Source organism: Paenibacillus sp. Y859 (assembly GCF_056786405.1).
Map to the genome: position 1 here is coordinate 33,127 of NZ_JBXCIZ010000017.1, position 21,501 is coordinate 54,627.

21 protein-coding genes and 1 riboswitch are annotated in these 21,501 nt (G+C 42.0%); of the genes, 1 reads left to right on the plus strand and 20 read right to left on the minus strand.

Translation table 11 applies throughout. From position 1 onward, the window contains the following. Positions 1–168: 168 nt before the first annotated feature. The 17 genes from AC1TO8_RS21745 to AC1TO8_RS21825 form a co-directional block, all read right to left on the minus strand. The gene (locus AC1TO8_RS21745; RefSeq protein WP_482057701.1) at positions 169–1,245 is read right to left on the minus strand and encodes a peptidylprolyl isomerase; all 1,077 of its coding nucleotides are present in this window, start codon (positions 1,243–1,245) and stop codon (positions 169–171) included. Next, positions 1,232–4,756 carry a transcription-repair coupling factor gene (mfd, locus tag AC1TO8_RS21750; protein WP_482057702.1) on the minus strand — a complete coding sequence of 1,175 codons (3,525 nt, stop codon included), beginning with the start codon at positions 4,754–4,756 and terminating at the stop codon, positions 1,232–1,234. Before mfd ends, AC1TO8_RS21745 begins: the two co-directional genes overlap by 14 nt. 180 nt (positions 4,757–4,936) lie before the next feature. Continuing rightward, entirely contained in the window at positions 4,937–5,167 is a 231-nt protein-coding gene (locus AC1TO8_RS21755) for an anti-sigma-F factor Fin (protein ID WP_482057703.1), read from the minus strand. A 78-nt stretch (positions 5,168–5,245) separates the two neighbouring features. Further along, entirely contained in the window at positions 5,246–5,806 is a 561-nt protein-coding gene (pth, locus tag AC1TO8_RS21760; RefSeq protein WP_482057704.1) for an aminoacyl-tRNA hydrolase, read from the minus strand. A gap of 108 nt (positions 5,807–5,914) precedes the next feature. Beyond that, a complete protein-coding gene (locus tag AC1TO8_RS21765; RefSeq protein WP_482057705.1) occupies positions 5,915–6,868 on the minus strand; it encodes a ribose-phosphate diphosphokinase in 954 nt (317 codons plus the stop codon). Positions 6,869–6,910: 42 nt separating this feature from the next. After that, complete coding sequence (glmU, locus tag AC1TO8_RS21770; protein ID WP_482057706.1) at positions 6,911–8,305, minus strand: bifunctional UDP-N-acetylglucosamine diphosphorylase/glucosamine-1-phosphate N-acetyltransferase GlmU; 1,395 nt, start codon at positions 8,303–8,305, stop codon at positions 6,911–6,913. 111 nt (positions 8,306–8,416) lie between these two features. Continuing rightward, the gene (gene spoVG / locus AC1TO8_RS21775; protein WP_482057707.1) at positions 8,417–8,710 is read right to left on the minus strand and encodes a septation regulator SpoVG; all 294 of its coding nucleotides are present in this window, start codon (positions 8,708–8,710) and stop codon (positions 8,417–8,419) included. A gap of 208 nt (positions 8,711–8,918) precedes the next feature. Beyond that, positions 8,919–9,746 (minus strand): pur operon repressor, encoded by an 828-nt coding sequence (gene purR, locus AC1TO8_RS21780; RefSeq protein ID WP_482057708.1) that lies wholly within the window; start codon positions 9,744–9,746, stop codon positions 8,919–8,921. 78 nt (positions 9,747–9,824) lie between these two features. Next, positions 9,825–10,679 (minus strand): 4-(cytidine 5'-diphospho)-2-C-methyl-D-erythritol kinase, encoded by an 855-nt coding sequence (gene ispE, locus AC1TO8_RS21785; RefSeq protein WP_482057735.1) that lies wholly within the window; start codon positions 10,677–10,679, stop codon positions 9,825–9,827. Positions 10,680–11,040: 361 nt separating this feature from the next. Then, positions 11,041–11,223 carry a protein sspF gene (locus AC1TO8_RS21790; RefSeq protein WP_482057709.1) on the minus strand — a complete coding sequence of 61 codons (183 nt, stop codon included), beginning with the start codon at positions 11,221–11,223 and terminating at the stop codon, positions 11,041–11,043. Positions 11,224–11,412: 189 nt separating this feature from the next. After that, positions 11,413–11,688 (minus strand): biofilm formation stimulator Veg, encoded by a 276-nt coding sequence (gene veg, locus AC1TO8_RS21795; protein WP_438348317.1) that lies wholly within the window; start codon positions 11,686–11,688, stop codon positions 11,413–11,415. 189 nt (positions 11,689–11,877) lie between these two features. After that, a complete protein-coding gene (yabG, locus tag AC1TO8_RS21800) occupies positions 11,878–12,774 on the minus strand; it encodes a sporulation peptidase YabG (protein WP_482057710.1) in 897 nt (298 codons plus the stop codon). A gap of 101 nt (positions 12,775–12,875) precedes the next feature. Further along, positions 12,876–13,760: a 16S rRNA (adenine(1518)-N(6)/adenine(1519)-N(6))-dimethyltransferase RsmA gene (gene rsmA / locus AC1TO8_RS21805; RefSeq protein ID WP_482057711.1), complete on the minus strand. Its 885-nt coding sequence runs from the start codon at positions 13,758–13,760 to the stop codon at positions 12,876–12,878. Beyond that, entirely contained in the window at positions 13,753–14,310 is a 558-nt protein-coding gene (gene rnmV / locus AC1TO8_RS21810) for a ribonuclease M5 (RefSeq protein ID WP_482057712.1), read from the minus strand. The genes rsmA and rnmV overlap by 8 nt, the downstream gene beginning before the upstream one ends. Before the next feature lie 122 nt (positions 14,311–14,432). Continuing rightward, positions 14,433–15,590 (minus strand): ubiquitin-like domain-containing protein, encoded by a 1,158-nt coding sequence (locus tag AC1TO8_RS21815; RefSeq protein WP_482057713.1) that lies wholly within the window; start codon positions 15,588–15,590, stop codon positions 14,433–14,435. 269 nt (positions 15,591–15,859) lie between these two features. Then, positions 15,860–16,072: riboswitch (cyclic di-AMP (ydaO/yuaA leader) on the minus strand. Positions 16,073–16,273: 201 nt separating this feature from the next. After that, positions 16,274–17,044, minus strand: a complete 771-nt coding sequence (locus tag AC1TO8_RS21820; protein WP_482057714.1) for a TatD family hydrolase — start codon at positions 17,042–17,044, stop codon at positions 16,274–16,276. 168 nt (positions 17,045–17,212) lie between these two features. After that, positions 17,213–18,499, minus strand: coding sequence for an HD domain-containing protein (locus AC1TO8_RS21825; RefSeq protein ID WP_482057715.1), 1,287 nt, complete (start codon positions 18,497–18,499; stop codon positions 17,213–17,215). 288 nt (positions 18,500–18,787) lie between these two features. Here AC1TO8_RS21825 and AC1TO8_RS21830 point away from each other — a divergent pair, with 288 nt between their 5' ends. Next, positions 18,788–19,042: an AbrB/MazE/SpoVT family DNA-binding domain-containing protein gene (locus AC1TO8_RS21830; protein ID WP_438348324.1), complete on the plus strand. Its 255-nt coding sequence runs from the start codon at positions 18,788–18,790 to the stop codon at positions 19,040–19,042. A gap of 280 nt (positions 19,043–19,322) precedes the next feature. Here AC1TO8_RS21830 and rsmI read toward each other — a convergent pair whose 3' ends face one another. The 3 genes from rsmI to yabA form a co-directional block, all read right to left on the minus strand. Continuing rightward, positions 19,323–20,207, minus strand: coding sequence for a 16S rRNA (cytidine(1402)-2'-O)-methyltransferase (rsmI, locus tag AC1TO8_RS21835; protein WP_482057716.1), 885 nt, complete (start codon positions 20,205–20,207; stop codon positions 19,323–19,325). Beyond that, positions 20,204–20,965 (minus strand): tRNA1(Val) (adenine(37)-N6)-methyltransferase, encoded by a 762-nt coding sequence (locus AC1TO8_RS21840; RefSeq protein ID WP_482057717.1) that lies wholly within the window; start codon positions 20,963–20,965, stop codon positions 20,204–20,206. Before AC1TO8_RS21840 ends, rsmI begins: the two co-directional genes overlap by 4 nt. A gap of 166 nt (positions 20,966–21,131) precedes the next feature. Further along, positions 21,132–21,488, minus strand: a complete 357-nt coding sequence (gene yabA / locus AC1TO8_RS21845) for a DNA replication initiation control protein YabA (RefSeq protein ID WP_482057718.1) — start codon at positions 21,486–21,488, stop codon at positions 21,132–21,134. Between the last annotated feature and the right edge of the window lie 13 nt (positions 21,489–21,501).

Consider the following 21,501-nt stretch of genomic DNA (forward strand, 5'->3'; position numbering starts at 1 on the left):
TGCCCCACTTTCATAAGAAGATTTTTCAACTACTGTTCCAAAGGGGAAAAGGTGAATCCCATGAATCAATGTGATATCTGACCATAGTATTCAACCATTTCCTTTTCCTTATTCATACATTATTATATTGTCATATCATTGCAATTCCATCTTAGCTATTTCATGAAATTATTTGCCTGTTTCCGTTACGGGTACATCCTCTTTATCTGTACTAGCATCAGGCGTTGTCGGTACTTCTGTTTCCGTGGAGTCTTGTCCATTTTCAGGTGTTGTTGTTTCTTCTTCTACTGGCGCAGCCTTAGGTGTTTCCGGCAATTTCACTTTCTTAATTAGACCTGGTAAATCCTTCGTCATGAACTCATCAATTTTATTGGATCCAAGCAGGTTCTTAATAGAATCCTTCTGCTCTTGTGTTAGCTCGTCAAATGTCGTCTCGGTACGCGATTCCACCTTCATCACGTGATACCCGTGCATCGTCTCGATAGGCTCACTAATTGTATTCAACGGAAGGGTCAACGCAGCCTCCTTGAATTCTTCCACCCATCTACCTGCAGCAGTATCCTCATACAAACCACCGCTATCTACAGAGCCTGGATCATCGGAGTATTCCTTCGCAATCGTTGCGAAGTCGGCTCCGTTATCCAATTTGGACTTTACTTCTTTAGCAATTTTTAAAGCTTCTTCCTTAGAACGTTCCTTGCCCTCAGCATCAGTCGTTGAGATCAGGACATGTCTTACCGAAGCCATTGTATAATCTTGTTTCGTCAAGTCATATTGTGCCTTTACATCTTCGTCCTTTACCTTGAGAGTCATATCCTCCATAGAGATCATCACTTGCTCAAGATAGCCCTTCAAATCGGCTTCCGTTAACTTTTTCTCTTCCAACATCTGTGTAAAAATTTCATCCCCAACACTGGCTTTCATCTGTGTCAGCTGATCCGTAGCGGTTTGCCCGCCCTTCGTCTTCGCTTCTTCACTTGCCTTCGCACTCAAATATTCAAAAGCCACTTGTTGATTCACAAGATACGTCTTGAAATCTTCCAGTTCTACAAGTTGAGCATACTCCGGTGACAAGAAGGTAAGGACGTTCATACCAATATTATATTCTGCTAATGTAATTTCCCCGCCCTTATAAGTAGCTACAACATCTTTATTATCCTTACCGCATGCAGATAACAAAGATAGTGCCAATACCGCTACCAGCGTAATGGACACTAACTTCCATGACTTTTTATTTAACAACATTTTGAGGCTCCCCCTTTAATTTAAACGGCTCTTGGATAGCTTCAAGGAATTGTTCCAGAAGTTCCATTAGCTGCTTTTCTCCAAGTCCTTTACCCTTCACCCGGATGGTCATAACAGACTCTTGTTCAAATTGTACACGTCTTTCAAATGAATTTCCAATTCGCACAAGCTCAGATCGATTCACTGCCTTCTCTTGTCCGGCATAAAATTTAAGTGTGATGTCATCACCACGCTTCACGATCGATTCGATCCCCAGCATTTTACCGTATAATTTCATTCTGGCAACTGTAAGCAAATTTAGGACAGCTTCAGGCAATTCACCGAATCGATCCATCAGCTCATCTTCAAGCTCTGAGACCTCATCAAATGAAGCTGTAGCTGCCACCTTTTTATAGATTTCAATTTTTTGGATACTATCGTAAATATAATCAGCTGGCAAATAAGCATCTATGCCGATATCAATAAGTGTATTCCACACCTTCTCTGGTGCAGCTTCCTCCCCTAACATCGTTACTTTTCGTTTCTGGATTTCTTCTGCAAGCATTTGCGAATATAGATCGAAACCGACCGAAGCAATAAACCCATGTTGTTCCGCTCCAAGCAAATTACCTGCACCGCGAATAGACAAGTCCCGCATAGCGATCTTAAATCCTGATCCAAGCTCCGTGAATTCTTTAATGGACTGCAGGCGCTTCTCGGCAACTTCTGTTAATACCTTATCGCGCTGGTACGTGAAATAGGCATAGGCGATACGATTAGAACGACCCACACGCCCCCGTAGCTGATAGAGCTGGGATAGCCCCATTTTATCAGCATCATGTACAATTAGCGTATTCACATTAGGTATATCTACACCGGTCTCAATGATACTTGTACTAACCAATACGTCATATTCACCATCCAAGAAATCAAGAATCGTCTTCTCAAGCTCGGACTCATTCATTTGGCCGTGTCCTACACCTACTCTAGCCTCAGGTACAAGCGCTGTGATCTGACTTGCCATCTCTTGTATCCCCTGCACTCGATTGTATAAATAATACACCTGTCCACCACGAGCAAGCTCACGCTCTATTGCTTCGCGAACTAGCGTATGGCTGTGCTCTACGACATAGGTCTGTACGGGGAAGCGATTCTCAGGCGGTGTCTCAATAACGGATAAATCCCGAACGCCGAGCATGGACATATGGAGTGTTCGTGGAATGGGTGTAGCAGTCAATGTCAATACGTCCACATTCGTCTTGAGCTTCTTCAGCTTCTCCTTATGCGTGACGCCAAATCGTTGCTCCTCGTCTACAATAACAAGCCCCAAGTCCTTAAATATGAGATCCTGTGACAACAATCGATGTGTACCGATAATGATATCCACAGTCCCCTGCCGAATTCCCTTGATCGCTTCGTTCTGTTCCTTGCGGGAGCGAAAACGACTCAGCACTTGAATATTAAGAGGATATCCAGAGAATCTCTCCTTAAATGTCTCGAAATGCTGCTGAGCTAGAATTGTCGTTGGGACTAATACAGCAACCTGCTTACCCTCAATGGCAGATTTGAAAGCTGCGCGGATAGCCACTTCTGTCTTACCATAACCCACATCACCACAGAGCAATCGATCCATAGGTCGAGCCTGTTCCATGTCTTCCTTGATCTCTTCAATCGCTCTCACTTGATCTCGAGTCTCATCGTACGGGAACATTTCTTCAAATTCTTGCTGTTCCTGTGTATCCTTTTCAAAAGCATAACCCTGCGTAGATTGACGCTCTGCATATAATTTAATCAAATCATCCGCAATATCCTGTACCGTAGAACGAACCTTATTCTTGACACGTATCCAGTCATTACCGCCTAGCTTATAAATCTTCGGTTCTTTGTCTTCTGAGCCTACATATTTCTGAATAAGATCAACTTGCTCAATCGGAACGGACAGCTTATCTCCCCCGGCATAAAGGATATGCAAATAATCCTTGTGAATACCGTTAATATCCAAGGTGCCAATCCCCATATATTTACCTATTCCATGATTCTGATGCACAACATAATCGCCGACCTTGAGCTCTGTATAGCTTTTGATGCGCTCAGCGTTATCAAGGCTCTTACTTAATTTACGGACTTTACGTTGTTTCTGGGAGAACATCTCGCCCTCTGTAATGACAGCTAATTGGATCGAAGGCAATTCAAACCCCGTCTGTAGGTTCCCCTGAAGCATCGTTGGCTCATCGATACCATAATCAAGTAGCACGCGACGCATGCGCTCCATACGCTCTTCATTGCTGGCTAGCATCATGACACGAACACCCGTCTTCTGCCAACGCTCCATTTCAGATTTGAGTACATTCATTTGACCGTGGAAGTCCTGCATTCCACGACTGGTAATATTCAGTATGTTCTGAGGCTGTGTGTGCGGTACTTGCCGTAGAAATATGGAGAGAAATAACGTCTGGAATCGACGTTTATAAATGACTTCCTCATTTTCAATAGATAATGCTAATTGTGGTAGCATTTTACCATGCTGCATCAAGTGTAAATTCCATTCAGACTCATCCCGTTCTAGCTGCTTAGCGGTTTCTAGCAATCTAGTAGGTTCATCAAGAACTAGAATTGTATCATCTGGAAGATAATCAAATAAATGGCACTTCTCTGGATACAGTAAAGATATGTGCTTATATATTTCAGGGAAATACACATGCTCACGCAACATATCGATCTCACGCCTCATCTCTTCTTGGAGGCGCAGCTTAGCCTGACGATCTGCCATTTTATCTAGCTGTTGTACCAATAGAACATCTAATGCATCAGCCGCTTGCTCTAGCCGTCTATAATCTGCAATGATCTCCTTGCATGGTGTTATCACAACCTTGTTAACTTTATCAATAGAACGCTGATCCATTGGATCAAACGTACGGATAGAATCAACCTCATCATCGAATAATTCTACACGGTAAGCCAGTGGTGAGGTCATGGGATAGAAGTCCATAATACCACCACGAATACTCATCTCACCTTTGTTCTCTACACGTTCAACCCGCTCATATCCCATCTCAATCATGCGCATAAGAAAAGAATCCAGTTGCACGGAACCTCCACACTGGATTGCTATCTGAGCATTAGCCATCACTTCTGGGGCAGGTAGAAGCCTTCTTACACCCGCAAAAGGGGCTACAACAATTCCCGTGAACCCTTGTGCGCATTTCATCAATACATCAATACGTTGTGCCAGCGTCTCGGGACTGGATACTGCCGTCTCAGCTGCAACTAACTCATGTGCTGAATAGAGTAATACTTGATCAGGCGAAAGCGCTTCCTGTAAATCGTCAGCCATTTTCTGTGCAGAGAACATATTGTGAGTCACAATTAACATGGGGCGTTTAACCTCAGTATATAGTGAGGCCATCATAACCTGTCTTGCTGATCCAGATAATCCAGAGACGAGCTGTTCCTTCATACCTACCGAAATTCCAGAAACAATAGATTTTAAATCAGGGTCCTTAGAAAAGGATTCTATAAGTGCTTGTAGCAAAGGTGGCACCTCTCTTATACTTACTTTTTATCTCTAGATTGTGTAGCGTTACTTCCCTTTTCTTACCGTCAAAAGAAGCCTCAGCAAACTGCCAAGGCCCTGTAACGACGATCAATTCGCCGTCAAGACGGTAAACGTAAGTCTTAGGCTGTATTTCATTTACTTAACTTTACAAAAACTTCACTGAAGTGGACTACTTAATAAACTTAATTCGGGATGGCTTGTCAGCGCATCATTGCAATATTCACAAGTGACTGTAACCGTCATGTCGCCGCTTAAATCATACGCTATTATATCTTGGCGTTCTGCGGGGGTCAAGGAATGGAGCCCAAGCTGCGACTCAGTTACCGTCGTTGAGTCAATGGTTCCAAGTAAGGTTTGACAGTGTCGACAGATGTACTTTATAGCCATTTTATTCCTCCTGAAGGTTATTTATACCTTCATTATGCCCTGAATTAATTCTATTTAGCCTCTCCAGCATTCATCATTCTAACCATTATACTTAGCCATCGTCTGTTCAAAAGAATGATTAAGGCTGTACTCCATAGCATCACAGCTATGATCAATCATCTGGAGCACATATTCCTTCTCTTTCTTAGCAAAGGAAGACAGTACATAATCTACGACCGCAAACCCTGGATCCGGACGGGATATCCCCATTCGAATTCGGTTAAATGTTTGTGTTCCTGTGTGCTGGATAATCGACTTAATCCCATTATGTCCTCCGGCACTACCTTGATATCGTAACCGAATTCTGCCTACTGTCGTATCTAAATCGTCATAAACAACCACGAGATCTTCCAATGTTGCTTTATAATAACTCATAAATGCATGGACAGATTCCCCTGAAAGATTCATGTAGGTTAACGGTTTGATGAGGGTGACCTTTGATCCGTTAATATGCCCCTCACCTATTCGTGCTTTACATTTACTCGGTCCAAAAGTAATACCATGTCTCGCGGCTAAGGCGTCTAGCGCCATAAATCCTACGTTATGTCGTGTCTTGTCATAAGTGGAACCTGGATTCCCAAGTCCTACAATCCATTTCATTGGGTATATATCCTCCATCAGACTTTATTGATACTACAACACAATGCACGATAAGGGTTATATCTCCTTACGTAAGGAGATATAACCCTGTGCTTATGTTCTACTTTACTACTCAATCTCAAACAGTTTACTAATCGACAATTCTTCATGGACACGAATGATAGCCTCACCCATCAGAGGAGCTACTGACAGTACTCTGATTTTGTTACTTAGGTTCGAGTGTTTAATCGGAATCGTATCTGTTACGATAACTTCTTTCAGTGGAGAGTTCTCAAGTCGTTCCATGGCTGGTCCTGATAATACAGGGTGTGTGCAGCATGCATAGACTTCCTTTACTCCACCCTTCATCAGTGCGTTAGCACCAAGTACAATCGTACCTGCCGTATCAATAATATCGTCAATCAATATCGCTGTTTTACCTTCAATATGACCAATAATATTCATGACTTCACTGACGTTAGGCTCAGGACGACGCTTATCAATAATAGCAAGCGGTGCATTGAGGAAATCAGCCAATTTTCTTGCACGAACAACGCCGCCGTGATCTGGTGAGACCACAACTGGATTCTCAATCTGTAATGATCGGAAGTATTGGGCTATAATCGGAACCCCCAACATATGATCTACAGGAATATCGAAGAATCCTTGGATCTGCATAGCATGCAAATCCATCGTAATGACACGATGAGCCCCAGCCTTCTCAATCAGATTAGCTACCAATTTGGCAGTAATAGGATCACGAGAACGAGCCTTACGGTCTTGCCGGGCATATCCGTAATAAGGAATAACCACATTAATGCTCTTCGCAGAAGCGCGCTTCAAAGCGTCAACCATGACCAATAGTTCCATCAGGTTGTCGTTCACCGGACCACAAGTAGACTGCACAATATAGACGTGACAGCCCCGAACACTTTCATTCAATTTGACTTGAATTTCGCCATCACTGAAACTTGTCGTATGGGAATCCCCCATAGGAATGCCGATATAATCCGCAATTTGATTAGCAAGCTTGGGATTAGAGTTACAAGTAAATATTTTGAGTTTGGAATCACAATAAGTCATAAAATAAAAACCCTCCGTGCGGATTCATTGAATTCTTGTCTACTATTCATCTTTATTCTTCTTATCTTTAGCCTGATTACGAATTTTCTCTGCATATCCAGGTTTATTTACCTGCCGTTGTCTCGCAATCGCCATATCATTCTCACCAACGGAATCTGTTATCGTTGAACCTGCCACGATAAAAGCCCCCTTACCAATTTTAACTGGTGCAATTAGATTGACATTACTACCTATAAAAGCGTCATCTTCAATCTCTGTCATAAACTTATTGTACCCATCGTAATTCACTGTGATCGCACCACAGCCAACATTGACATTCTTCCCAATCGTAGCATCTCCAATATAACTTAAATGAGATACTTTGGATCCATTACTAATGACAGAGTTCTTCACCTCGACAAAATCGCCAATCTTAACGTCCTCACCGAGCTTAGATCCTGGTCGCAAATACGCAAAAGGGCCCACCGATGTTCGCATACCTACCTCAGCATGATCGAGAACGGAATGCTTAACGATTACGCTATTAGCAATCACCGAAGAATCAATATCACTGTTTGGACCAATGACGCAATCCTCACCTATAACAGTATATCCTTTAATGATCGTTCCTGGAAACAAAATGGTGTCCGAACCAATGGTTACATCTGCGCCAATGATCGTCGAAGATGGATCAATAATAGTTACACCATTCAACATATGACGCTTTGCAATTCTTTCTCTCATAAATCCTTCTGCTTCAGAAAGCGCTAGTCGATCATTTACACCAATAGATTCCGAAGCATCATCTGTGATATATCCGAGAACCGTTTCGTTAGCGTTCACCAGAATACCAATCACATCTGTTAAATAATATTCCTGCTGTGTATTCTGATTCGTCACCTTCTCAAGTGCTGCGAACAATTTAGCATTGTCAAAACAATACGTACCTGTATTAATTTCCTGTACCGCATCTTCTTGTGGCGAACAATCCTTTTGCTCCACAATCCGTAGTACGTTACTATCTTCTCCACGAATAACACGTCCATACCCCTTAGGGTTATCCATTTGGGCAGTCAATACCGTCGCTGCTGCTTGGTTGCTCTCATGCAACTGCATAAGTCCTTCTAGCGTCTCCGGTGTAACTAAGGGTGTATCTCCGCAAATCACTATCGTAGAGCCTGTCTCATGACTTAGTAGAGGTGCAACCTGCTTAACTGCATGCCCTGTTCCTAACTGTTGCTCTTGAAGCACATATTCTGCAGCGTCCCCAAGAAAGGCTTGCACGGCTTTGGCACCATGGCCAACGATCACAATCACTCGCTCACTGTTGACCTGCTTTACCGTATCCAGTACATGTCCTACCATTGGTTTCCCACACACAGGATGAAGTACTTTGTATAATTTGGATTTCATCCTTTTGCCCTGACCTGCAGCAAGAATTATAGCCATTCTTTTCAAGGGTCTTAACCTCCTGCTTTTAAACTCACTACTGAATATATCTCATTCTAGGTAAAAAGAAAAGAGAGCCATAGTTATGGCTCTCTTTTCTTCAAACCCCAATAGTAAAACTTAAGCACCTTCTTCAATCGCGTCCTCTTGTTCCTCTTCAATCGCGGCACGTTCGTATTCAGCCAATACAGCAGACTGAATCTTCTCCCGAGTACCAGAAGAGATTGGGTGCGCAATGTCGCGGAATTCCCCATCGGGAGTACGTTTGCTCGGCATTGCAACAAACATTCCGTTATTTCCATCAATAACCCGAATGTCATGAACAACAAATTCGTTATCAATGGTAATGGATGCGATTGCTTTCATTCTTCCTTCGGAGTTTACCCGGCGAAGTCTGACATCCGTAATTTGCATGTGTGTGTTCACCACCTTTTTCCATACAGAGACTTGGTGTATAATTCCACACAGCAAACGAAAATCCTTTATTTTTATTGAAAAAATATCCTAAAAACAGGAATTTCAAAAAAATATATATATTTCGACAGTCTTTTTCATTTTTCACTCTAAGACTACCTAGATTTGACCCTTTGTTTCGACAAATTTCTCAACTCTCGGAAGAGATTTATGATTCAAAATAATTACCTGGTTTAACTAAAATTTGTTTACTTTTGAAATCCATAGCTGTTAATTTAGCAATGGACACATAATCATGTAGTAATCGTTCTTCCGTCTCCACAGCCTCGGATTCTACCAATACACCAACACCAGCTACCTCTGCATCAAACTCAGCTAACAAATCGACCATCCCTTGAATGGTGCCACCAGCCTTCATAAAGTCATCCACAATAAGTACTTTTGATTTATCCTTTAAAGCACGGCGAGATAAGGACATCGTATGAATACTCTTGTGTGAGCCAGATACGTAATTAATACTTACTGCTGATCCTTCCGTCACTTGATGATCCCGGCGAACGAGTACAACAGGCAGGTTAAGCTGTGCTCCTGTAGCGTAGGCCAAAGGAATACCCTTCGTTTCTACCGTCATGACACAATCGATCTCTTTATCTGCAAATGCTGTTGCAAAAATTTTGCCCGCTTCGTTCATGAGCGATGGCTCTCCCAGTAAATCGGACATATATAAATATCCACCTGGTAAAATCCGATCTCGCTGCTCTAGCTGAGCGCATAAATTATGTGCATACATCAGCGCTTGCTCTTTCGTCATCTTAGGAATAAACCTCACTCCGCCCGTTGCTCCTGCGAAGGTTAGAAGGTCTCCTATCCCTTCATCCTCAAACACCTCTTTAATAATGCCCAAATCTTCACTAATAGAGGATTTGGCAGCTCCATAACGATCTGCAAACGTGGTGAGAGGAATCAATATATGTGGTCTGTTTAACAGATATTGTGTCATTTCTACTAGTCGTGCGCTTCGTTTTAATTTTTTCACGAAATACTCCTCGCTAAATCCGGATATTATATATAGAATATACCATTTTCATACGTCTTTGCACAAGAGTTGTGAAGGTTAGGTTAATAAACGAACAGCATATACCTCACGACAGAATCCTCGTAGCCCATTGTAAATTCTAGGTACTTTCGACTCTTTCGAAACTAGCCCAAACACCGTTGGACCACTGCCAGACATTAGAGTTCCATCAGCACCCAACCTCATCATAGCTTCTTTCAATTGTTGGACTTCAGGATGTAACTTAAGTGTAACATCTTCTAGCACATTGCCAAGTTGACCACAAACCTCGTGGAAGCTCCCCGATTGGATGGCAGCAATCATACCAGATGCTGACGGATGCCTCGATATCTGATTACTGTTCAACCGAGTATATACTTCCTGTGTCGATACGTTAATAGGCGGTTTGGCTAATATAACCCAACATTGTGGAGGATTAGGAATAGGGCGTAACACTTCTCCTCTACCTGTAGCAAGCGCCGTCCCACCAGTGACACAGAAAGGGACGTCAGAGCCAAGTTCCGCTCCCAACTGTTGTAGCTCCTGAATTGGAATATGAAGCTCCCAGAGGCGATTCAAGCCCCTAAGCGTGGCTGCTGCATCACTGCTACCCCCAGCTAGTCCTGCCGCCACTGGTATTTTCTTGTCCAAATGAATATGAACGCCCTTCTTAACATCATACCGATCTTTGATTAGTCGAGCAGCTTGGAAGGCCAGATTCTTCTCATCAAGTGGGATATACCCCACCTGACTCGAAATAATGATTGTGTCCCTAGGTAATTCAACCATCTCTAAACGATCTGCCAGATCGACCATCGTCATTACCATTTCTACCTCATGATAACCGTCAGGACGCTTATGTAATACATCCAGCATTAAGTTAATTTTTGCTGGTGCTTTCTCATAGGTTTTTATGGCGCTCACCCACCCTTAAGTTTTCGCTCGTAATAACTTCACACATTATAACAAACTGTCTCAATCAAGTCATATAAGTTTATGATGATCATACCTTCCAAGATGAGACAAAGTAGTTAACGCGAACTGTATAGCCGCTATTACGAGAAAAAGACCCTCATCTTTCTACATGAAACAACTACATTTTTTGCAGCTACTCGCACTTGCTATCTTAAATCTCCATTGCTACAGCGAGAGTATCATGCAATGAGGGTAATGAAAAAAAAGACCAACCCCATAGGGCTGATCTCCTTCTTAAACTACAAACAAGCATAAGTCTTTTGAAAAAGGACGGCATCGCCGTATTTACTTGCCTCTAACATTAATCGGGATTTCTAGCTGCGGCCTTCTCTGCAAGCTCAATTGCTCGCTTAACCATGTTCCCTGCATCTTTCGCCCTAATTCCGCCCCATCCATCTTTCTGGACGGTATCATAGAAACCTAAATCCTTAGCAAGCTCATTCTTGAGATCCTCTGACATCACACTACGCTTCCTACGGCTCATTAATAGTCCTCCTTCTCTGCAATGGGGATGAATGACCCTGATAGTATAACTCAGTGAACCCCTTCTCATTCACCATCCATTAAACGGAGTAAACAGACCACAATTTAGCATAGCTTTCTTTAATTTCGAATTCCCTTAAAACCAAAACAGCCCTCACTAGGAGGACTGTCGTTGGTGTTACACATTTATTTACACTTTAATATACTCAAGCAAAGTTTCAATGTTATCTTCGCAAATCGTTACTTCTACTGAAGAAGTAAGAATATCCGCATAACTGTATGAAACACGTTTAAAAGTTTCTTGTTCTTGATCCAGCTTTACAATAAATACAGAAGGGTACGTTTCTTCCAAAACACCAGTTCGCTCAATAGTCTTCCGGCGTCCACCATTGGCACGTAACATAATTTTTTGACCTACATGAGCATCGAGACTGTGCTTGATCTCTAACAGTGCATTTTTAGCCATGTCTAACGACCACCTCTTTCCTTGTCCATTATAACGAACAATTGGCAGGTTGTCAAATCAAAACAATAATTATATCAATAGTATTTTTATGTTGTCAACGATTTTTTTTTGGAACTGTATTGTCGCCTTCTAAATTGCATCAAACAAGTAGAAACCCGAATCTAAGAAACAGATTCAAGGTTAATAAAATTACATCGCAGATGGCGTTACTTTTAGTGTAGATAGATCATGAAGACGTGGTAGGCCCATCCTATAGCTTCCACGAGACTCAATTCCACCTACACCCTGACTACCGCTAATCGTATTACTTAATACATCGTTCATGTTGATGGTTTCTCTAATCGATGTGAATGACGCCTTGACAGCTACGTATACTGGATCAAGCGCATGAATAAGAATTCGACCTGGTGAACTAGCAAAGTTAGCTCCAGACTGAAGCAATGCCTCGAAATGGGATTGGCAGGCACCCGCAACAATCGTTAAAGTATCCAAATGACGATCGTACTTTCTCGCTGCTAGAATAGCGGATACGAAATTTTGTGAGTTTTTGTAGCTGCTCAAGCTGTAGAGATCTCGATTTAACCCGTGCTTTAACACACCATCATGACCTGTAATCACTACGATATCAGGTTGTACTTGTGGCAACAATCGATACAAGGCTTCAGCCATGCCTGACTCCCTGACATAATAGCCCTCCGCTGGTACACGTAGTTGCTCATAGACACGAAGACTCTTTTGCAAATAATTAGGATCTCCATCTAAATGAAGCACTTTACCAGGGACTTCGAAGTAGGAAGCTTCCTTCGATTGTTCCCTACCCCCACTTATTTGAACTTGATGACGTAATGACTGCTCCTTTCGCTGACGCGAAAAAGAAGATAAGGACTCATTGGCTCTCTCCTCGGCTTCCTGGACCTTTTCACTTACAAATACTGATGTTGCTTTCACCAAATCCTTAAGTGGGGAATCCGCCAATAGTCTAAATTCCGTACCTTTCAGGATGGCGTGGTCTTGTTGTAATTCTTCGATACGAAACGCAATATCGCCACCATACGATCGGCGGACAACCAAGTCGCCTAAATTCATCAGAACATCACCCCTACCCCCATGATATGGGCGATGATCTCTATTGGTTCATCTTTTTTGCATAATTAACCCTCTCGAACTTCCTTTTGAAAGTCCATATCTCACATAATGCCGGCTTCTAGAAGCATATTGCTAAGAGTAGCAAATTCCTGCAGACTAAGTGTCTCTCCACGCCGTGATGGTTCAATACCTGCTTGCACTAACAATGCATCGATCCGCTCACGTCCTTCAGGAAGCGCGAAGCGACTCTTGAGGTTGTTAGAGATCGTCTTACGTCGTTGAGTAAATGAAGAGCGTACCACATCGAAGAAATGCACTTCATCATGTGCATCCACTGGTGGTTGTTCTCGGACCGTGAGTCGGATAACGGCAGAATCTACATTCGGCTGGGGTATAAATACGGTATTAGGTACAATACAGACCAGCTCAGGCACACTATAGTATTGAACAGCAATACTAAGACTACCGTAGTCCTTACTTCCTGGGGATGCGGCCATGCGCGCTGCTACTTCCTTCTGGATCATGACCACAATATGCTCTAACGGAAGCTTCTCTTCCAGTAACTTCATCAGAATAGGCGTTGTCACATAGTAAGGCAGATTAGCGACCACACTAACCTTCGATACATCTTTGAAATTCGACTCAAATAACGCCTTTAAATCAACATCAAGCACATCTGCTTGTTCAACATGAACATGCGGATAGGGCTCCAACACTTCTTTCAATATCGGAATAAGACGTTTATCAATTTCCACCGCAGTCACTGTACCTGCATTCTGTGCGAGCCTTTCTGTGAGCGCCCCAATCCCTGGGCCAATCTCCAGTGCCCCTTTCGTTTCATCCAACTCTGCTGCATCAACAATTTTATCCAGTATATTCTGATCAATTAGAAAGTTCTGACCTAGACTCTTTTTAAAAGAGAAACCATGCCGTCTTATAATATCCTTCGTTCGCTTGGGTGTTGCAATGCTATCGATGTCATTCATTTGATCCTTGACCTCCCTCTTCAATTTGGGCGAGGGCACTAACGAATTCATCACGCGTAATTTGAAATATAGCGAGACGCTTCAGAAACTGCTTCCCATTACAATACCCAATTCCTAGTATATTACCCATTTCCATTCTGCGGGCAGATGCATCAGGATGAACCATTAGCCCTGCTTGTATAAGATCCTCCATGTCAATCATACTCTGCGAACCCTCATAAGAGGTATGTACTCGAGCTAATGCGTGGCGGATCGCTTCAGGTGATGCATTCTCCACCCCGATATCACCTTTACGTGTTGCATCTACTTCAGGAATGAACGCATGCTTACATCCCGGCACCTTGTTAGAAATGATCTTACGAATCCTTTCGCCTGCATGATCAGGGTCAGTGAATATAATAACCCCTCTACGCTCTTGTGCTAATGCGATCCGTTGGATCGTACGTGCATTAATAGCAGAACCACCCGTCTCGATCGTATCCGCCTCTACGGCCCTCTTAATTGCTGTCGTATCATCGCGACCTTCCACGACAATGATTTCTTTGATCATAACGATTCTTCCCTTCAGAGCCTGTATCACAACAGCAAAAAGAAGAGGATTCATCCTCTTCTTTAGTATGGCTTCCATTATGACCTTAATAGTATAGGAATAGAAAGCTGTTGTAAAACAGTTTAGTTTAGTTCAGGCTTAACGGGCCCGATCACATATATTGTTCCACCCTTCTTACGACCGAAATTACGAGCATTCTTCACTGAATCATAATACACATCGATCTTGTTGCCTTTGATTGCACCACCTGTATCTTCTGCACGGCGGAAGCCAATACCTTCGATATATACCCACCATCCCATAGGGATGACACTGGTATCCACCGCAATCGTACGACCTTCCGTTACACGTGTGCCTGATGCGGTTCGAGTTCCTATACCTGGCTCTTCTGAAGAGTACGCAGTCATAGTTACATTCTTAAGCACCTTTTTATAACTAAAATCAACGCCAGCCTTGCTAGCTCGATTATTCTCTTTATTCACATTCGTAGCCTTTGCTTTGTTACTAGTAGCTGTCGTAGATGCTAAAATGATTTGCTTCGGCGGCTCTACCTTCGTACCTACAGCAACAATTTTATCCTGCACTTGGCTCTTCACTTCTTTGCCAACCAGGCTCATCGTTACGAATTGCCCATCTTGATATATTTTCTCGATCTGTTGGACTATTGCCCCAGACTGTCCGTTCTGTACCACCTTGACGTTTCCTTTCACAATCGTTGGATCGGAAGTCTTGATGACTCGAAAAGGGATCTCTTCTACACGCTCAACAATCTGTTTGTTTATCCGGACAACCTTGATGTCCAACTTATCTGTGATCTTTGTATTCAAATCAGGAAATACTTTGTCGTGTGCATCTAGAGTAATGCCTAGTTGCTTAACAGCATCCTTTACAGTCCCTTGTGTAGTGAACCGAGTAGCCGACTGACCATCAGCAGTTACATTAATCTCGACAGCACGTTGAATATGAACTTTATCGCCGTCTTTAAGCGGGCTGTTCAACGATACGGACACCTGATCTTCCGGTCTGAGAATAATGGCTTGTTCATTCAGCATTTCTTGTAACATAGCATGATGGGTTTCTATAGCACTTACATGTCCATCAATCACTAAATACACTTGTTTACGTTCTTGAATGCTGGCAAACAATAGAACGGTCAGGCTAATCGCTATTAAAGCAATAGCCGCAACTGAGATCTTACTTAAACTTTCATGCTTCCAACGTGTTGCGTAAGTCATGCTGGATGATGATGAATCATGGGTTTGTTCTTTAAAAATGCCCACTTTCCGATCCTCCTTCATAGCCTCGCCGTCTGAAAAATAAACCATATGTGTAATTGACGCGACTATAATAAAATTTGTACAGGATACTAAAATAATATCTATCCTGCATCATGTACCGGTCTGCTCGTCATGATTGTCACCCCCTAATAAATAAGAGTATGATGACAAAATTGTCTTTATTCAAAAAAAAGAAGCCTAAAGAAAGAGTTAGAGGAACTCCTTCGCGGCGGCCCGATATTTTCTAAATAACGGAAATCCATGCACGAGTTTGCCTCTCTTCATAGCGCCTACGGGGTTAGCTGTCGGGTTTGGGCAAAAGAGAGATGCCCGATCTTAGGTCAACCGCTCATGGCGATTGCCCTTGAATTCACCCCAAAGACCCAATAAAAGAAGTCATATATGACCTTTACCAAGTACAATCTGGATTGGTCATATTGGTTCCCCCGTTCTCCGATCATCTGGAGATTTAGCGAGACTGGTTCAAGAAAATAATAAGCTGTCCAATTACGATCAGCTTACATCACTGAAAAGATGATATCGCGTTTCGATGCATGTTGTAAAGCATCAATCAACCACAAATTTCTGAATAAATGGTTAAATTTTTGTAATATTCGCTCTTTACACGATAATAAGGCATGATTAAGTCGTCCGATCTCACTATTTCAGCTAGTTTGCTCACTCTTTCACGAAATACCAAATAAATACAGGGCATTTTTAGTGGTTATTTGGGCAATTTCCTCGATTTCAACACCTTTAATCTGGGCAGCGGCCTCAGCTACTAGTCTCACATGTGCGGACTCATTCCTCTTCCCTCTAAATGGATGTGGAGTCAGATAAGGGGAGTCTGTTTCAATCAATAATCGGTCCATTGGTACCTTCGCCAACACCTCTTTTGGTTGTTTGGCATTTTTGAACGTAATCGGACCACCAAATGACAAATGAAATCCCATATCAAGGCATACTTTAGCTGTTTCCCAACTACCAGAGTAGGAGTGCATGATGCCCCCAACTTCACTTGCCTTTTCCTCGCGTAGAATTCTAACAATATCTTCATGTGCATCGCGATTATGAATGACAATCGGCATCTTTAATTCACGGGCTAGTCCAATTTGCTGGCGAAGTACCCGCTGTTGTATATCCTTAGGCGATGTATCCCAATGATAGTCCAATCCGATCTCACCGATGGCTACCACTTTCTCATGTTTACAAAGGGATGCAATCCATTCCAAATCCCCCTCTTCCATCGTGATCGCATCTACTGGATGCCAACCTACTGCCGCATAAATAAAGTCATATTTCTCAGCCAATTCCATCGTTGTAGGGATCGTATCTCGATTAAAACCAATATTAACCATTTTCCCTACACCATCTTCAACTGCACGCGCAATAACCTCTTCACGATCTTCGTCGAATTGTGGTGCGTCTAGATGAGTATGTGTGTCGAACAACATCATATATATAATCTCCTTTTATAATTGCAATTTCCAAGTGGAAGCGGCTTCGCTAGGCGCGAAGTATCATTTGCAGGCGAACGCTTACGCTTCTACAGGACCATTCCGTCCCACTTCGCTATATTCTGCATTTTTAATTATTTCTACACGTACTGATTTTGACTTAAAACATCAATAATCTTTGAAAATACGAGCAACCGAAGGGGAAAACGACGATAATGCAGCCTCTATCTTCTGTTCAGGGTAATATAAGCGGAACTTACCGCGTTGGAGACCACTTATGGAACGTACAATATCCGACACTTCAGATATTTCCATTAGCTTTTCTTGTCGATCTAGTAATATAATTTGCTTCTGACTAGCTTCATCACCCGAGTGAAATACATCATAAGGAAGATCGCTTGGAGAATCAATAATTAGATCATATTGGGGATTCAGTCCACTTTGATAGAACTGCTGGCGAATCTCATGAATCATATCTCTATCAAGTGGTTCCAACTCTACATATTTATACAGTCTGCGATGCATGAAGCGGCTACAGAGCTCGCTAAGTATGGGATCCTTTTCCGAGGTCCACTGCATAAATGCAGTCTGGATAAGAGCCTCATCTAATTTTAAATACTCCTCAACACTCACTTCATCCTTAAATAAACTAACCAATGGCTTCATCATAAATTCAAAATAATATCCACTAATGTATAGCTCCTTAGCACGTAGAAAAATAAGTCTCAGAATGATTTCTGAGCTACGTGTCACAGGATGGAAATACACTTGCCAATACATTTGATATCTAGCCATAAGATAATCTTCAACAGCATGCATTCCTGATTCTTTCACAACGATTCGCCCATGATGAGGTCTTAACATTCGTATAATTCGATCGACATCGATTGTACCGTAATTTACCCCAGTATAGTATGCGTCACGTAACAAATAATCCATGCGATCCGCATCAAGTGCACTGGATACGAGATTGACAACGATAGGTTTATGATAGGTTTTTGCAATAACAGAGGCAACCTTTTCTGCAAATCCATGCTCAACCTGACTTAAGATATCATGTATATGCGTATCTCCCATAATAATCCGAACTGTCCATTCTTCGTGATTCATATGAAATGCTTCTTCTATAGAATGGGAGAATGGTCCATGCCCAACATCATGAAGTAGCGCAGCACAAAGTGTGACTAATTTCTCTTCCTTCGGCCAATCAGAATAATTATTTCTTTCAAATAATGAAATAATTTGTCTTGTAATTTCATATACGCCTAGCGAATGTGAGAAGCGGCTATGTTCAGCTCCATGAAACGTTAGATAAGATGTTCCTAATTGACGTATACGACGTAAACGCTGAAACTCGGCTGTATTGATCAATCTCCAAATGGTTGTATCCTGCACATGTATATAATTGTGAACTGGATCTTTAAATACCTTTTCTTCATTTAAAGGTTGCATCATATCGTTTTCCACTCCTTTGGTATACTACTTATACTTAAATAATGTCGTTTAATGTCGAATAAAGTCGTATGTTTTAGCGTCAACTACCCATTTAATTTAAGACTCATTTTTTATAATTAAGTTATGTAACATCATACACGACAACATTTCTCTAATCATTTGTGAAATTTAGTTCTAATCTTATGTTGACTAAACTGGTAATGCTTGGTACTATTAATATCATAAAAGTAGGAACTATGTCGAATCATGACATTGTTAAACACACGTTCGAGAGGGGCAAGACTTAATATGATGAAATCTACTGGAATTGTAAGAAAAGTCGATGAACTGGGACGGGTTGTCATTCCAATTGAATTACGCCGTACATTAGGCATTGGTGAGAAGGACGCTCTAGAGATCTACGTTGATGGTGAACGAATTATTCTGAAGAAATATGAGCCGGCATGCATCTTCTGTGGCAACGCCGACAACGTTATTTACTTTAAAGGGAAAATAGTTTGTAATGAATGTGTCTCAGATATTCCAACACCTGTGACAAACTAAGAAAAATAGGTTATACTAGGAATAATTAAATTGTTAATTCAAACCTTTATTATATCTCCTTAATGTCTTCCTAAGCTTTGTCTCAAAGCTTGTGGGAGGCATCTTTTTTATATAAGGAAGGACTGTCGCTCATGACCTGACAGTTCTTCCTTATATTCTTGAACAAGTTATTCTACAAGAGGTAGTTCAAAAAGTCATCTTTTGATCACGAAGTTATAGCAGGAGGCTTATTCGACATCGAATCTTCTCGGTGCTGAAGAGCTTACTTTTTGAGCTCGTATTATAACAAGGCATTATAAATATCTCGTTTCGATACGCCGCGATCTGTAGCAGTTCTCTTCATCGCATCTTTCCGGGATTCTCCATCCCGCTCATAGCGTGTCACATGCTCTTCCAAAGACAACTCCTGCCACCAAGCATCCTTCCGCTTCTGCTCTTCTTCCTGACTTGCCCCTTCCACAACTAACACATATTCTCCAATTGGTGGGTGTTCACCCAGCCATGTTAGACATTCCTCTATACTGCCGCGTACCATTTCTTCATATCTTTTCGTCAATTCACGTGCAAGCACAATCCGGCGATCACCTAGAAATTCTAGCAGGAATCCTAACGTCTTGATAACCCGATGTGGTGACTCGTAGAACAATAACGTTCCTTGTGCGTACTGCACAGAAGATAGTACTACCTGAACATCCTTACGCTCTCGAGGTAGAAACCCAGCAAAGGTAAACCGCTCTGTTGGAAGACCTGACACAATTAATGCTGATAAAGCAGCATTCGCACCTGGAATGGGGACTACTGGAATTCCCTCAGCAATAGCTAACTGTACAAGCTCTGAACCAGGATCAGAAATGGCTGGTAGACCAGCATCACTGACCAATGCTAAATTTTTTCCTTCTATTATATACCGAATTAATTCTGGCCCACTTGCGGCCTTATTATGTTCGTGATAACTAAATAAAAGCTGAGGTAAGATTTCAAAGTGAGTCAATAATTTACGTGTCTGACGTGTATCTTCTGCTGCAATAATATCACATTCCTTTAATACTCTTACTGCACGAAAAGTCATGTCCTCTAAATTCCCAATGGGTGTTCCTACAAGATACAACACTCCGCTACTACGTGACGTTTCTCCTTGAAAGCTACTTTGTTTCGTTATACTCATACTTCACCTTCTTTTGATCCATAGTAAATTTCCAATAGTTCAGGACAATATTCATTCTGCTCGTTATACACGATAAGTGGAGGTAGAATTCGCACCTCTGGCTTTCCATCTCGTAATGCTTCAATTAATACCATGTTAGCCTCTACATTAACACGGGGATGAACGAATCGAATTCGCTTCGGTTCAAGACGATACTGCCGCATAAGGCTCATTAGGTCACCTAAGCGTTGAGGTTTATGAACCATGCTAATCTTTCCACCTGGACGTACTAGCCTTGAACATGCCTGCAATACATCCTCTAATGTACAATGGATCTCGTGACGTGCTATGGCTTGATGTGAATTAACCTTAATATCACTACCATTCAATGGCATATAAGGCGGATTGACGGTAATCGCATCATAGATACCATGTCCAGTCTCTTTATAAAGATCACGTAAATCACCTTCGCGAATCACAATGGAGTCTTCTAGTCCGTTCAGTTGGACGCTACGACGCGCCATATCGGCAAGTCTGGGTTGTATTTCAATACCTTCTATTGAAGCCTTGCTTCGAGTCGTTAACAGTATAGGAATAACGCCATTTCCTGTACATAAGTCTAGTATTCGCCCTCTGGGAGGAACACTTGCAAATCGAGCTAATAAAACGGCATCCATAGAGAAACTGAATACTTCATCGCTCTGAATAATCTGTAAATTATGCGTTAATAAATCATCAACTCTTTCTGATTCTTGCAGGATAACATTATTTATACTCATACACCCAGTCCTTACATCGTTATTTGAAAATAAACGGCTTCGCCGTTCTTCGCTTATGCGAGGAAGGCCCGTTTGTCCAAAAATATAGGAAATAAAAGCAATGAAAACTTATACTTTCCTATATTTCAAAAAAAACCGTAGGCAAATTCCCTACGGCGCAACATTGTTATTTGTTCAAAAAGGAAAGACAGAACAGACAGTCACCTTCCGTTCGCAAATGCCCATAATAGACATTACAAATATGGAAGCCTTCATGATATAATCTTGCAAGGTTATCATATCCCTCTCCCACCACATCTTCTGGTACGACATGCTGATGCGGTATAGGAGACATGTCTCCTTCTTCCTTCAGTTGAGCTTCTCGTTTCAGTATAATACGAAGCCGCTCATTCTCTAAAGCTAGTCGATTATTCTCTTCTAATAGCTCTTTAACAAGTGATTTCAAATCACCTAAGTCATTGTGCAGATGATCCACTTGTCCTTCCATATCCTGTATGCGCTGAAATACATTCTTTTTCTCCATATTTCCACCCCGA